Genomic DNA, 13,763 nt, shown 5'->3' on the forward strand with positions numbered 1-13,763 from the left:
GCCAAACCGGCTGCGGGTTAGCGTTCGGACCAGGGGGTGCAGGATTTGCCCGCGTGGCAGGCCAGCACCTCCTTGCGGGCAGCGCCTTTGGTGCCCCCGAAGCCAAAGCCGCCACAGGGATCCATCCGCAGCACATAGGCACCGTCGCGCTGTTCCAGAAACGCCAGATACTCCACCCCGTCAGCGGCCCCCGCGCACCACGGGCCGTAACAGAGAATCTCCAGCGTGACGGGCAGATCGACCGGTTTCGAAAACCCCCGCGCCATCATCAGCTTGCCCTCAATCTGCGCCGGAATCAGACTGCGCGGCGGCGCGTCATTGGGATTGTCCTGCGGGGCCTTGGGCAGCGCGCCCTCATCAAAACTCAGCACGCCCTCGACAACGACATAGCTCTTGTCGGATTTCGCGGCCTCAAGATAGGCGTCCGACGGCCCCCAGGGCAGACAGCTGAGGGCGGATGCAGGCCCCGCCAAGGTCGCGATGAGCGCGATGGAGATGGCAGCTGGCGCGATAAGCGTGCGAAGAGGTGGCATCAGGCTGTCCTTTGTCAGACGCAAGTTGGGCCCGAACCATCATAGATGGTCCTGAAACTCCTGAATAACCCGTTCGTAGACCTCGCGTTTGAATGGCACGATCTTGCTCACCAGCTCATCCACCGGTTGCCAGCACCAGGCGGAGAATTCCGGGTGATCAGTGGCGATATTGACCTGATCATCGCGCCCGAGAAAGCGCATCAGATACCATTTCTGCTCCTGCCCACGATATTTCCCGCCCCAGAACTGCGGCACCACATCGACGGGCAGATCATAGGGCAGCCAGCCGTCGCTTTCGGCGATAATCTCAATCAGATCAGGCGTGACACCGGTCTCTTCCTCCAGCTCACGCAGGGCAGCGCGCCGGGGATCTTCGCCTGCGTCAATGCCGCCCTGTGGCATCTGCCAGGCGTCTTTGTGACGGTCCATGCGCTGCCCGACCCAAACCTCCCCCGCTGCATTCAGCAGCATCACACCCACATTGGGCCGATAGGGCAAGGCGGCGATTTCTTCGGGCGTCATCAAGGCTCTCCTCGGTTGGATGCCCCCTTGTGCACCCATGCCCCAGCGTCGTGCAAGAGGGTGACGCCGCGTCCGAAGTGACAATCCCTTTCAGACTGGGCCATTTTCGCGCAAACCCAGATATTAAGACGTATCAGAGAACTACCAGGGAGAGTGTCATGACTGCGTACCCGAAAATGTTGGCGCCGCTGGATCTCGGCTTTACCACGTTGAAAAACCGCGTGCTGATGGGATCCATGCACACCGGGCTTGAGGAAACCAAGGACTGGAACCGGGTGGCGGAGTTCTATGCCGATCGGGCGCGCGGTGGCGTGGCGCTGATGGTGACGGGAGGCATTGGTCCCAACCTCGAAGGTTCGGTTCTGCCGGGGGCGGCGATGATGACCAGCGATCAGGATGTGGAGAACCACAGCATAGTCACCAATCGCGTGCATGAGGCCGGCGGCAAGATCGCCATGCAGATCCTGCATGCGGGGCGCTATTCCTATGGACCCAAATGTGTCGCGCCCAGCCCGGTGAAATCGCCAATCTCGCCCTTCCCGCCCAATGAGCTGGACGAAGACGGCATCGAGAAGCAGATCGCAGATATCGTCAACGCCGCCGTACTGGCGCAGCAGGCGGGTTATGATGGCGTTGAGATCATGGGCAGCGAGGGGTATTTCCTCAACCAGTTCCTGGTCACCCATACGAATAAGCGCGAAGACCGCTGGGGGGGCTCCTATGAGAACCGGATGCGCCTGCCGATCGAGGTGGTGCGCCGCACCCGCGAGGCGGTGGGAACGGATTTCATCATCATCTACCGCCTGTCGATGATTGATCTGGTGCCCAATGGCTCCACCTACGATGAGGTGGTTCAGCTGGCGCAAGAGGTCGAGAAAGCCGGGGCGACCATCCTCAACACTGGGATCGGCTGGCATGAGGCACGGATCCCGACAATTGCCACCTCGGTTCCCCGTGCGGCCTTTGCCTGGGTCACGAAGAAGCTGATGGGCAAGGTCGGCATTCCGGTGATTACCTCAAACCGGATCAACACGCCGGAGGTCGCCGAGCAGGTGCTGACCGACGGCTGCGCCGATATGGTGTCGATGGCGCGACCGATGCTGGCGGATGCGGATTTTGTGGCCAAGGCCGCCGAGGGCAAGGCCGATCAAATCGCGCCGTGTATTGCCTGCAATCAGGCCTGTCTTGACCATACATTTGGTGGCAAGCTGACATCCTGCCTGGTCAACCCGCGCGCCTGTCACGAGGCCGAGCTGGTGCTGACGCCTGCTGCAACGACCAAGACTGTTGCCATTGTCGGCGCGGGTCCGGCGGGGCTGTCGACGGCGCTGGCGGCGGCGGAGCGCGGCCATAAGGTGACGCTGTTTGACCGCGCAAGCGAGATTGGCGGTCAGTTGAATATGGCCAAACAGGTGCCGGGCAAAGAAGAGTTCTGGGGCTTGGTGGATTGGTATCGCACCATGCTGGCGGACAGCGATGTCTCGCTGGAACTGAATCGCGAGGTGTCCGCGGGCGATCTCAAGGGGTTTGACGAGGTGGTGATTGCCACCGGCGTCGTGCCGCGCGATCCGCAGATTCCCGGTCAGGATCGTGACAATGTGGTCGATTACATCGACGTGCTGCGCCACAAGGCCGAGGTCGGCAAGCGGGTTGCGGTGATCGGCGCCGGTGGCATCGGCTTTGACGTGTCGGAATTCCTGCTGCACGCAGGCGACAGCGCGACCGAGAACCTGCCGCTGTGGATGAAGGAATGGGGCGTTGCCGACCCCGCCGAGCACCGTGCCGGTCTGTCCCCCGAAGGCCCGCAGCCCGAAGCGCCCGCGCGCGAGGTGACTCTGTTGCAGCGTAAGGCGGAGCGCCACGGCAAGCGGTTGGGCAAGACCACCGGCTGGATCCACCGCGCCACGCTGAAGATGAAGGATGTGAATTTCGTCGGCGGCGTCAACTATGAGAAGATCGACGACGACGGGCTGCATGTCAGCTTTGGCGAGGCGCGTGAGAACCCGACCGTAATTGCGGCGGACACCGTTGTGCTGTGCTCTGGCCAGCTGTCGGAGCGGTCGCTGGTGGATGCGCTGGAGGCACAGGGCACATCCTGCCACGTGATCGGCGGCGCGGATCTGGCCGCAGAACTGGACGCCAAACGGGCCATCAATCAGGGCACACGGCTGGCGGCCAGCCTCTGATCCGGCACCATTTCGCCCCCTTGTAAGTCTTGCGACCCTCGCCGCCTGTGGTGGCGGGGGTCGTTTGCTATTGTGGAACCTCCGGCGCCCGGTGGCGTTTTGTCGGTGAACGGCGCCGCCCCTGCGGCGCGATTACCGACACGACGAACAGGAGAGTTTCATGCCCCGTATCACCGACGCCAAGATCCTGATGATTGCCACCCATGGGTTCGAGCAGTCCGAACTGGAATTCCCGCGCGATCAGCTGCGGGTCAAGGGCGCTGAGGTCTCTGTCGCCAGCCTCGATGGCAAGGCGGTCAAGGGTTGGGAAGGCGATGATTGGGGCCGCGAGGCCGAGGCGGATCTGGCGCTGGAGGCGGTCCGTGTCGACGATTACGACGCGCTGGTCCTACCCGGCGGTCAGGTCAACCCGGATCTGCTGCGCATCAATGACGATGTGATCGAGCTGATCAACGCTTTCTACGATCAGGGCAAGGTTGTCGCCGCAATCTGCCATGCGCCCTGGCTTCTGATTGAGGCCGGTCTGGTCAAGGGCCGCACCATGACATCGTTTCAGTCGATCAAGACCGACATGATCAACGCGGGGGCCGATTGGCAGGACGCGGAGGTCGTCACGGACAACGGGATCGTGACCAGCCGCACCCCCGATGATCTGAAGGCATTTGTCGGCAAGATCGTAGAAGAGATCGAAGAAGGTCGGCACCCGCGCTGAGCCTGCGACCGGTGAATGTGTCTATTTCCACAACGGCCCCGGTTCGCCGCCGGGGTCTTTGCCGTAACGGTCAAGGGCGGCGCAAACCGCCACAGGCGAGGCAGTTCGTGTCGTCCGGCAAGGTGATCCGATCAACAAGCACGGTGATAGCCTGACCGCTGAAGGCGGCGCCCATCTGGCGCACGTCAAGTTCGTGGATCCCTGTTGGCACATCCAAGGTCAGGCGGACATCGCCCATGGGTAGTCCCTCGGGGTCTACAGGATCGCCATCGACATAGAGGTGATACGCGCCCTCTGCCGGCACCCGGAGATCAACCGCGATGGGCGATGCGACGATATCGCCATCTCGGGGCGACAGGATCGCCGCGCCGGGTATTCGCATCTCTTCCGCCCCAACCAGAGAGGTGAAAAGCGCCATGCCGATCCCAGCACAGCCCCAGAGGCGCAGTCTGCGCGCCTTGTGTTTCACGTGACAACAGGATCGTGGACGGCGCGGGCATCGGCGGGGGCTTCGTCGCGCCGGTCCATGCCGTAGTCGCGCAACACACCTGCCACCCGCAGGCGGTAGTCGCTGAACACGCTCTCTCTGCCCTCGGCCTGCCCCGCGCGGTGGGCGCTGAGGCGGCGCCAGTTGGCCACGGCTTCCTCGCTCTCCCAGAAGGACAGCGACAGGAGTTTGCCCGGTGTTGTGAGGCTCTGGAACCGTTCGACGGAGATGAAGCCTTCAATCTCCTGCAACAGGGGTTTCAGGTCGGCTGCGATCTCAAGGTAACGGTCCTTGGCGCCGTCCTTGATTTCAACCTCGAAGATAACGGCAATCATCCTGTGGATCCTTCCGGGTCAGAGACTTTTTTCAGCCAGGTGCGATCCTCGCGCAGGATGAAGCGGCGGTCCTGAGCGAAGGCACAGTTTTCACGCCCCAGCGGGTCGGCTGCGAGGCGCGCGCGGTAGGCTTCGTATTCGGCAAGGTCTGCCACATCATAGATGCCATAGGCCAGCGTTGATGAGCCCTCATGCGGGGCGTAGTAGCCGATGAGATCCGCACCACATCGCGGAATTGCCTGCCCCCAGTTGCGGGCGTAGGTGGCGAAATCCTCACGTTTGGTGGGGTCGATATGGTAGCGGATAACACAGGTGAGCATCAGGGGCGTCCTTTGCTGGAAAATACGCCCCTGATCTAGCAGGCAGGATGCGGGGAATGCTTCGCCCTACGCCGAAGTATCGCCGCCCGTTGCCCCGCCTATTCAACCTTGATGGTGATCACCTCTGAGACGATGGGTGTCGAATGAGGGACGTGGCCGTAATCACCCATCACCAGCTGCAGCGTATGTTCACCCGGTGCCAGATCCAGCGTGGTTTCGGTCTGTCCGCCACCAAAATGAATGTGGTTTTCATCCGATGGCAGGCCGTAGGATAGTTCATCCGCACCGTCTTCGCCCTCCCCCAGTGGCGGGCGGTCGATCAGCAGGTGGTGATGGCCGGTGTTTTCTTTTTCAGTCCCGGCCGGTGCCACCCCCATGCCGCGCAGGCCAAAGACCACGGTCACCGGCGCAGACACCACCTCACCATCCTTGGGGGTCACGAAATAGACCTCTGCCCCCTCCGGCGCCGGGGTTTCGCCACCCGCAAGGGCCGCAGAGACGGGCAAGGCACAGGCCACCGCAGCCGCCAGTGTGGATCTGATCATCGCATTCATAAGATGTCCTCCCATTGACATAACCTCTTTCAACATAGGGGAAGCGGGCGGGTTTTCGATCTTCCGTCGCGCGGGCAGGTGTTTCCAGCTGGTAAACTATGGGTGAATAACCTCGCAATTATCCCATCCCTGCCCCGTTCTTGCCCGATTTCACCGCGAAAAATAGGGGAACACGGATGGATAAGGACGCGAGTGCTATGGATCGACTGACCGAAATGGAGGCCTTTGCCAATGTGGTGGATCAGGGCGGATTCACCGATGCGGCCAAGAAGATGGGGATCTCCAAATCGGCGGTGTCCAAACATGTGTCCAGCCTTGAGGCCCGTCTTGGCGCGCGGCTGCTGAACCGGACCACGCGGCGGGTGTCCCCCACAGAAATCGGCCTCGCCTATTACGACCGGGCGCGCCGGGTGCTGAATGATGCCGGGGAGGCGGATGCGCTGGTGACCTCGATGCAATCTGCGCCTTCCGGACTGTTGCGGATCTCTGTTGCGACGGATTTTGGCGTCAACCACCTGTCGCCCGTGTTATCGGATTTCCTGCGCGACTTCCCCGATATCACCGTCAATATGGTGCTGAACAACCGCTATGTGGAGCTGATCTCTGAAGGGTTCGACATGGCGCTGCGCATTGGTGAGCTGGAAGACAGCTCCCTGCGGGCGCGCAAACTGACGGAAACCACCAAACGGATGATCGCCTCTCCTGCCTATCTGGAGAAATTCGGCCGCCCTCAGAAGATCGACGATCTGAACATGCACAAGCTGCTGCATTATTCCAACCAATCGAGTGGCAGCATGTGGAAGATCACCGCGCCGTCCGGCGAAAAGCGGCAGGTGCGGACCTCCGGCTGGCTGTCGGTGAATGACGGACAATCGTTGCTGAATGCGGCAATCTCCGGTCTGGGGATCGCCTATCTGCCGAGCTACCTTTATTCAGATGCCATGGCCGAAGGGCTGGTTGAGGACGTCATGCCCTCACTGCCGATGGAGACCCAAGGCATCTATGCGGTCTACCCTCCTGGCCGCTTCACCCAACCCAAGGTGCGGGCCTTTATCGACTTCCTCGCCAATGCCTTTGCCGACAAGGATGGCATCACCTGGTGAGGCGCGCCTCTTTGGGATTGGACAGGACCCGGCCGTTGTGCCGGGTTTTCTGTTTCTGTCCGACAGGCCGAGCGGGACCGCACCACATCAGCGTCTGATCAGCACCACCTCAACCCGGCGATTGGCCTCGCGCCCCTCTGGGGTGAGGTTGGTGGTCAGCGGCGCCATGAACCCGGCCCCGGCTACGGCAATCCGCGCGGGGTTAAGGGCGCTATCGGCCAGCAGGCGGCGACGAACCGCATCGGCGCGGCGTTCAGAAATCGCGATATTCTGCGTCAGCGACCCTACCGTATCGGTATGACCCACCAAGAGCACATCGAAATCCGGGTTCTGACTCAGGAACTCTGCGAGAGCCGCAAGGCTGTCATAAGGTTTGGCCCCCAGTGTCACGGCGCCGGTTTCAAACTCCAGATCCGCCAGCACGGCCCGCCCATTGCGGCGCAACCCGGTGATCAGCTCTGCCGCGCCAATGAGTGGCAGCGCAGCAGTCGGGGCTGCGTCGGAGCCGCCGTCTGCCGGGCTGGTGCCATCGGTGATGACCGGCGCGCTGTCCCCTTCAGGCGTGACCTCGATCACCTGCACAAAGGTGGCGTTGCCGGAGCGCGAGACCAAGAGCGTAACGATGCGCCCATCGGGATGTTCCGCCGAGACAAAGCTGTAGTTGCTGACATCGACGGTCATGTCCGGGGCGGGGATCACCTCAATATCGAAGCGGAAATCAAAGCCGCCGCAGCTGCGCGCAGGGCATTGATAAAGCAGCTCATACCCGGCCGCGACCAACTGTGCGCGGAGCGGTGCCAGTACCTGTAGCACTGTGGAATCGCCGGACACACGCCAGCTGCGGCGCAGGATCTGCCCCTCGACCTGGCGTTCGGGCACACCGTCGTCGCTGGCGGGACCCAACGGCACTGAGTAGCTGCCAAGGGCGGTGGCGCGCTCGGCCAGCTGGCGCGCGCCGGCGGGCAGATTGATCCCCTGTGCAGCAACGCCCAACGGCAGGCCTGCGCAAAACAGACCCGCCAGAACAGGCACCAGCCAGCGGCTGGTCAGAATGGCGCGACGGATCACCGGTGCTGCGCGTGATAGGCGTCGTTGGGCACCATGCCGGTGGCGCTGGCAACCCGGTTGGACATGTTGAAAAAGCCCGTCACATTGGCGATGTCCCAGATGTCGCGGTCGCTAAACCCATGGTCGCGCAAGATTTGACGGTCGGACTCCTCAATCTCGGCGCTGGCTTTGGTCACCTTTACGGCGAAATCCAGCATCGCACGCTGGCGCGGCTCCAGCGGGGCGACGCGGTAGTTCATCACCAGCATCTCGCCGAGCTTTGGATCGCCTGACAGCTGGCGCACCGCCGCCCCATGGGCCGTTAAGCAATAGAAACAGCTGTTGATGGCGGAGACCACCACCGCGATCATCTCGCGTTCCAGCTTTGACAACGCGCTGTCCGCCAGCATCAGGTCGTTATACATCCCGGTAAAGGCGTTGAGCTTGTCGATGTCGAACGCATTAGCACGCAGCACATTGGGCACCATGCCCAGCTTCTCCTGGCAGATGTCGAAGTATTTCTGCGTCTCGGGCGGAAGCGGGTCCACCATCGGCAGGTCAAGCGCGGTGGGTGCGTCGGTGTCATGTGTCATGGGTTACACTCCCTCTGGGTTGTGGCGATAGTGGTAACGCCCGGCGCGCTGCATGCCAAGTGAGGCATATAGACCGTTTGCGCCAGCATTGGCCTCGGTGCAGAGAACCGCCAATTCGCGTGCGCCCTGATCGGCGGCCCACTGCGCAGCCCGGTGCAGCAGCCAAACACCCATACCCTTGCGGCGTTGATGAGACAGGATTTCCAGCGCGTGGACCATGGCGATGCTGTCGTGGATCGCCACAAAGCCGGTGCCCCCCGGAGAATCGTCACACCGGCCCAGCAGCGAGGTTTTTGCGCCCTGAGCCCGTTGCATCACTGCAAAGCGCTCGGGGCCGATGCCCCCCTCGGCCCAGATTTCATACTGGATCGCCAGCGGCTCCCAGACGCAGAAGGCTGTCACGGGCGGGATCTCCACCGTGCAGAGCTGCTGAACCGGACAGGTCCAGAGCACCACCGGATCCTTGATCACATAGCCCCGCGCGGCGAGCTGCGCATCAAGGGCGTCCTGACCATCGCGGATCATGAACAGAGAATCCTGTCCCATATCGCCCATGGCCTGTTCGGCGGCGGTGATCTCCGCCTCGCTGGCGTGACCTGTGGTGACAGTGGCCGCTGACACGCGGCTGCCGCCGCCAGCGCCCCGGCGCAGGGTTACCGGGCCAAGCTGGCGCATTTCAGCGGCGGGCCATGTGTGGTCGGTGACGTCGTAATACTTGGGGTCGGTCAGAGAGTGAGCAGTCGTCAAAGATCAAGATCCCGCGCCAGCGCTGTGATCGCCGCATCCACCCGCGCGCCATCAGCGCCCCGCACCACCACATTGGCGCCAAAGGCACCGTTTTGTTGGAACGGGTAACAGCCGATGGAGAGGTCATCATAGGCCTCGGCAATGGCGGTCAGGATGGGGGCGATATCGCCCTCGCCCCGCTGCACCCGCAGGGTCTGCGACAACAGCGGCGCGCCGCCGGTGAGCGTGGGCAGCACCGAGGCGACCATGGCCTGAAACACGCTGGGCACACCGGCCATCACATGCACATTGCGCAGGGTGAAACCGGGGGCTGTGGAGACCGGGTTTTCGATCAGCGTCGCGCCATCGGGGATCCGTGCCATCCGCAGGCGGGCGGCGTTCAGCTCCTGCCCGGACTTGTCGTAATGGGCCTGCAGCAGCGCACGGGCATCGTCGCGCACGTCCAGATGGGCATCAAAGGCCTTGCTGATGCAATCAGCGGTGATGTCATCATGGGTGGGGCCAATACCGCCGCTGGTGAAGACATGGTCATAGCTATCAGACAGCGCCGTCACAGCCGCGATGATCGCAGGCTCGTTGTCGCTGATCACCCGCACCTCCTGCAAGTCAATGCCATGTTTTGTCAGCTCACCGGCAAGGTAATACATATTGGCATCACGGGTGCGCCCGGACAGAATCTCGTCTCCGATCACCAGCATTGCGGCGGTTGGGTTTGCCATCTGCGCTCCTCCTCTTGATCCAATGATAGCGCAGGTATAGGCCCAGTCACATGCGCTTTCAAACCCCTCTCCTGCCCGCCATGCTGATCCGACGCTACAAAAGGTTTCTGGCGGACTGCCAGTTGCCGGATGGGCGCGAAGTAACCGCCCATTGTGCCAATCCCGGATCGATGTTGGGACTGGCCGAGCCGGGCAGCCCGATCTGGCTGGAGCCCAATGACGACCCCAAGAAAAAGCTGAAATACGGCTGGCGGCTGGTTGAGGTTGCGGGCGGTGCTCTGGTCGGCGTGGATACGTCGGTGCCAAACCGCGCGCTGAAATCGGCGCTGGAGGCAGGCGAGATTCCGGCCCTAGCGCAATACGCAACGGTCCGGGCCGAGGTGAAATACGCCGAGAAGAGCCGCATTGATTTCCTGCTGAGCCAGCCCGGCCTGCCAGATTGCTATGTTGAAGTGAAAAGTGTGACGCTATCCCGGCGGCCCGGTCTGGCAGAGTTTCCCGACAGTGTGACCGCGCGCGGCGCCAAACATCTGGGAAATCTGGCGGATATGTGCCGCGCCGGACACCGGGCGGTGCTGCTTTATCTGGTGCAGCGCGAGGATTGTGATCGGTTTGAGATTGCCCGCGACATCGACCCGACCTATGCCGCCGCCTGGGATGCGGCGGCGGCGGCAGGTGTGGAACGTCTGGTGATCGGCACCCGCATCAGCCCGCAAGGCGTTGAGATCGCAGGTGTGATCGCGGGCTGATCCCTCAGGCGGCGGCGCTTCGCTCGTCGGCCTGGGCGTCAGATGTGTCCGCGACGTCCTGCGAGGCATCGGGGGCCGCCTGAACCAGCGTGCGGGTCGGGAATGGAATATCAATCCCGGCGTCATCAAGCGCCTCTTTCACCTTGCGTTTCATGTCGGCCTGATACTGGAAATACTCCGCCGCATCGACCCAGACGCGGACCAGAAAATCAACCGAACTGCTGTTCAGATTATTGACCTGGATGAACGGCTCCGGCTCTGCATGAGAGCGGCTGTCGGACATGATGGTGTCGCGGATCACCTGCTCGGCGGTGGCAAGATTGGCACCGTAACCCACACCAAAACTCCACTCGGCCCGGCGGGTGTCAAACTCGGAATAGTTGGTGATCGTGTTGCCCCAAACCTCTGAGTTGGGGATGATCACCTTCAGATTGGAGAGGCTGGCGATCACGGTGTTGTTCAGGGTGATTTCCACCACCGTGCCCATTTCGTCATTCACCTCAATGAAATCGCCCAGTTTGAACGGGCGGAACAGGATCAGCATAATGCCGGCCGCGACATTGGACAGCGCGCCCTGCATTGCCAGACCAATGGCGAGGCCGGCAGCACCGATAGCCGCAATAATAGAGGTGGTCTCAACCCCGAAGGTGTTGAGCACAAACAACAGCGCAAAGGCGAGGATCACATAGCGTGCCAGATTGCCGAGGAAGTGGAACAGGGTCACATCGAGGCTGGCGTGGCTGTCACCGATCTGCACGATGCGGCGTTTGACCCAGCTGGCAACGATAAACCCGGCCAGCAGGATCACGATGGCGGCAAGCACGCTGCCCATGGCCTGGGCCAGAAACTCCAGCGTGACCAGATCAGCCAGCGATTTGCCGTTGTAGATTTCGGTCTGCATCAGGGCATTCAGACTGTCCATATGTGCGCCTCCCTCCGTAGTGCGGTTGCAATTCGTCAGGGAGGGGAACGCATGCCACCGGTAAAAAGTTCCCGGCACGGGGGTGTGCTGGCTCTGGCCCTTTGGGCGCGAACCGCTTACATAGCTATGTCAAAGACACCCGATGGAGCCTCATCTGATGAGATCGAAAGACGGCCGCACCACAAAAGACGGCATTCGCATTTATGAGCCCGGCGATTTCGCCGGAATGCACGCGGCCGGGGCGCTGGCGGCCCGGATCCTTGACGATATTGCCGCCCATGTCGTGCCCGGTCAGACCACCGGTGAGCTGGACCGGCTGATCACCCAGATGGTGGAGGACGCAGGCGCGACCTCAGCGACCATAGGTTACAAAGGCTATCAGCACGCCAGCTGCATCAGCGTCAATCACGTGGTCTGCCATGGGATCCCCGGTGAGAAAAAGCTGAAGGATGGCGACATCCTGAATATCGACGTCACCGTGATTGTTGACGGCTGGTTTGGCGATACCAGCCGGATGTATGTGGCCGGCAAACTGTCGCGCAAAACCGAACGGCTGATCCAGGTGACGCATGACTCCCTGATGAAGGGGATCGAGGCGGTGAAACCCGGCAACACATTTGGCGATATCGGCCACGCCATCCAGTCCTACGTCGAAGCGCAGCGCATGAGCGTGGTGCGGGATTTCTGCGGCCATGGTCTGGGTCAGGTGTTCCATGCCCCGCCCAACGTGCTGCACTATGGCCGCGCGGGCTCCGGTCCGGTGCTGGAGGAAGGTATGTTCTTCACCATTGAGCCGATGGTGAACCTTGGCCGTCCGGAAACCAAGATTCTGGCCGATGAATGGACCGCCGTGACCCGCGACAAATCGCTGTCTGCGCAGTTTGAACATTCGGTCGGGGTGACGGCAGATGGTGCTGAGATTTTCACCCTGTCGCCTGCGGGCAAGTTTCACCCGACCTACGGCTGAGACCGTATCACTCCACTAAAAAAAGGGGCGGGCCATGCGGCGCGCCCCTTTGTCGTTCAGCGATACAGATTGCCCCGTACCGATATCAGAGCTTGCAGCGTTTGCGCTCTGCCAAGGCAACCAGAACCTCGTGACGCTCATTCGCGGCTTCAAGCGCCTGCTTGGCGTTGGAATGGTTGCCGATCACCGCGGGCCAGAACAACAGCGCGGCTGCGATATTCTCGCCGGACATGCTCTTGCCCTTCTTGGCTTCTTTGCGGATCTCTTCCAGCTGGTTCAGCTGCACCGCGATTTCGGTGCAGGTCAGCTTGGCATCACCCACCTGCGTTTTGGTGACAACATCGGGCGATACGCAGGCCGACAGGGCCAAGGCGCTGGCGAGGGCCAGGCCGATGCGGAGATTGAGTTTCATATTGTGTCCTACTTCAATTCTGAGCATCTGAAATGAGATGCTGAACGGGCCGATTGATCGTCCGTTTCCCAGGCCGAATATGGCGAACATGGGTGCGTGTAAATCCTGCGGTCGGACTGCGGGGAGTTCCGCCAAGCAAAACGCATAGATTGCTGTGAAAATGTCGCACTCTACCTGAGAGCACCATTAGGGACGCAGGCCGATCAGACGTGGGACGTCTGTCATGGTGGTAATATGCTCGGCGTTATGCGGTGTCAGGCGGTGGCCCGTGCCGTGGGGATCAAAGCCGAGGCAGCGCATGCCGGCGCGGGCGGCGGCGATGGCGCCGTTTTCGCTATCCTCGATCACCAGGCAGTCGCGGGCCTGCACATCGAAATGGCAGGCGGCGGCAAGGAACAAATCAGGGTCCGGTTTGCCGGTCTTGAGCGTATGAGCGGAGAACATGGCGTGGGGATGAAACAAATTCCAAAGGCCGTTCTGGCCAAGGGTGATGCGCATCTTTTCCTCGCTGCCGTTGGAGGCCACGCAAAAGGCGATGCCTCGCGCCTGTAACAGCGCCAGTAGATCGGACACCCCCGGCACCAAATCGACCCCCTGCTGCAGACGGGTATAGGTTTCCTCATAGATCTCTGCGATCCAATCTTGGGGCAGGTCAGCGCCACGGGCGATGGCCTTGGTGCGCACATCTGCCATGGTGCCACCGACAAAGAGATCCATACATTCCGCAAGTGACAGCTGAAGCCCGTGGCGTGCGAGGTTGTCGACCAGCACCTGATTGCTGAGCGTTTCGCTGTCGACCAAAACGCCGTCACAGTCGAAAACCACCAGTTTCGGCGTCGGATATGTGATCGGCAT

The 13,763-nt window shown here is 61.7% G+C and carries 18 protein-coding genes; 5 read left to right on the plus strand and 13 right to left on the minus strand.

Annotated features, from left to right (window positions below; translation table 11 throughout):
• Nucleotides 1–17: 17 nt before the first annotated feature.
• Complete coding sequence (locus D1820_RS09240; protein WP_118070122.1) at nt 18–533, minus strand: hypothetical protein; 516 nt, start codon at nt 531–533, stop codon at nt 18–20.
• 39 nt (nt 534–572) lie between these two features.
• Entirely contained in the window at nt 573–1,055 is a 483-nt protein-coding gene (locus D1820_RS09245) for an RNA pyrophosphohydrolase (protein ID WP_118068718.1), read from the minus strand.
• A 158-nt stretch (nt 1,056–1,213) separates the two neighbouring features.
• Between D1820_RS09245 and D1820_RS09250 the strand changes: the two genes are divergently transcribed.
• Nucleotides 1,214–3,241 carry an NADPH-dependent 2,4-dienoyl-CoA reductase gene (locus D1820_RS09250; protein WP_118068720.1) on the plus strand — a complete coding sequence of 676 codons (2,028 nt, stop codon included), beginning with the start codon at nt 1,214–1,216 and terminating at the stop codon, nt 3,239–3,241.
• A gap of 160 nt (nt 3,242–3,401) precedes the next feature.
• Nucleotides 3,402–3,953 (plus strand): type 1 glutamine amidotransferase domain-containing protein, encoded by a 552-nt coding sequence (locus tag D1820_RS09255; protein WP_118068722.1) that lies wholly within the window; start codon nt 3,402–3,404, stop codon nt 3,951–3,953.
• A gap of 70 nt (nt 3,954–4,023) precedes the next feature.
• Here the strand turns inward: D1820_RS09255 and D1820_RS09260 are convergent, their stop codons facing one another.
• The 4 genes from D1820_RS09260 to D1820_RS09275 form a co-directional block, all read right to left on the minus strand.
• Nucleotides 4,024–4,371: a hypothetical protein gene (locus D1820_RS09260; RefSeq protein ID WP_118068723.1), complete on the minus strand. Its 348-nt coding sequence runs from the start codon at nt 4,369–4,371 to the stop codon at nt 4,024–4,026.
• A 47-nt stretch (nt 4,372–4,418) separates the two neighbouring features.
• Entirely contained in the window at nt 4,419–4,775 is a 357-nt protein-coding gene (locus tag D1820_RS09265; RefSeq protein WP_014875796.1) for an antibiotic biosynthesis monooxygenase, read from the minus strand.
• Nucleotides 4,772–5,095, minus strand: a complete 324-nt coding sequence (locus tag D1820_RS09270) for an NIPSNAP family protein (protein WP_118068725.1) — start codon at nt 5,093–5,095, stop codon at nt 4,772–4,774. Before D1820_RS09270 ends, D1820_RS09265 begins: the two co-directional genes overlap by 4 nt.
• Before the next feature lie 98 nt (nt 5,096–5,193).
• Entirely contained in the window at nt 5,194–5,649 is a 456-nt protein-coding gene (locus D1820_RS09275) for a DUF4399 domain-containing protein (protein WP_118068726.1), read from the minus strand.
• A 197-nt stretch (nt 5,650–5,846) separates the two neighbouring features.
• Here D1820_RS09275 and D1820_RS09280 point away from each other — a divergent pair, with 197 nt between their 5' ends.
• Nucleotides 5,847–6,752 (plus strand): LysR family transcriptional regulator, encoded by a 906-nt coding sequence (locus D1820_RS09280; protein ID WP_014875799.1) that lies wholly within the window; start codon nt 5,847–5,849, stop codon nt 6,750–6,752.
• A gap of 87 nt (nt 6,753–6,839) precedes the next feature.
• Here the strand turns inward: D1820_RS09280 and D1820_RS09285 are convergent, their stop codons facing one another.
• From D1820_RS09285 to D1820_RS09300, 4 genes are read right to left on the minus strand one after another with little or no spacing between them, the layout of a single operon-like run.
• A complete protein-coding gene (locus tag D1820_RS09285; RefSeq protein ID WP_118068728.1) occupies nt 6,840–7,820 on the minus strand; it encodes an OmpA family protein in 981 nt (326 codons plus the stop codon).
• A complete protein-coding gene (locus D1820_RS09290) occupies nt 7,817–8,392 on the minus strand; it encodes a peroxidase-related enzyme (RefSeq protein ID WP_118068730.1) in 576 nt (191 codons plus the stop codon). The genes D1820_RS09285 and D1820_RS09290 overlap by 4 nt, the downstream gene beginning before the upstream one ends.
• 3 nt (nt 8,393–8,395) lie before the next feature.
• Nucleotides 8,396–9,139 (minus strand): N-acetyltransferase, encoded by a 744-nt coding sequence (locus tag D1820_RS09295; RefSeq protein WP_118068731.1) that lies wholly within the window; start codon nt 9,137–9,139, stop codon nt 8,396–8,398.
• Nucleotides 9,136–9,858, minus strand: a complete 723-nt coding sequence (locus D1820_RS09300) for a molybdopterin-binding protein (RefSeq protein WP_118068733.1) — start codon at nt 9,856–9,858, stop codon at nt 9,136–9,138. Before D1820_RS09300 ends, D1820_RS09295 begins: the two co-directional genes overlap by 4 nt.
• A 50-nt stretch (nt 9,859–9,908) precedes the next feature.
• Between D1820_RS09300 and sfsA the strand changes: the two genes are divergently transcribed.
• Entirely contained in the window at nt 9,909–10,607 is a 699-nt protein-coding gene (gene sfsA / locus D1820_RS09305; protein WP_118068734.1) for a DNA/RNA nuclease SfsA, read from the plus strand.
• A gap of 4 nt (nt 10,608–10,611) precedes the next feature.
• Here sfsA and D1820_RS09310 read toward each other — a convergent pair whose 3' ends face one another.
• Nucleotides 10,612–11,529 (minus strand): mechanosensitive ion channel family protein, encoded by a 918-nt coding sequence (locus D1820_RS09310; protein WP_118068736.1) that lies wholly within the window; start codon nt 11,527–11,529, stop codon nt 10,612–10,614.
• A gap of 157 nt (nt 11,530–11,686) precedes the next feature.
• Between D1820_RS09310 and map the strand changes: the two genes are divergently transcribed.
• On the plus strand, nt 11,687–12,496 hold the full coding sequence (gene map, locus D1820_RS09315) for a type I methionyl aminopeptidase (RefSeq protein WP_040174854.1): 810 nt from the start codon (nt 11,687–11,689) through the stop codon (nt 12,494–12,496).
• Nucleotides 12,497–12,581: 85 nt separating this feature from the next.
• On the opposite strand, the gene D1820_RS09320 is transcribed toward map, so the two are convergent.
• Together D1820_RS09320 and D1820_RS09325 are read right to left on the minus strand one after the other, a co-directional pair.
• Complete coding sequence (locus D1820_RS09320) at nt 12,582–12,908, minus strand: hypothetical protein (RefSeq protein ID WP_014875807.1); 327 nt, start codon at nt 12,906–12,908, stop codon at nt 12,582–12,584.
• 186 nt (nt 12,909–13,094) lie between these two features.
• On the minus strand, nt 13,095–13,763 hold the full coding sequence (locus D1820_RS09325) for an HAD family phosphatase (RefSeq protein WP_118068737.1): 669 nt from the start codon (nt 13,761–13,763) through the stop codon (nt 13,095–13,097).

This window comes from Phaeobacter sp. LSS9 (assembly GCF_003443595.1).
Taxonomy (GTDB): domain Bacteria; phylum Pseudomonadota; class Alphaproteobacteria; order Rhodobacterales; family Rhodobacteraceae; genus Phaeobacter; species Phaeobacter piscinae.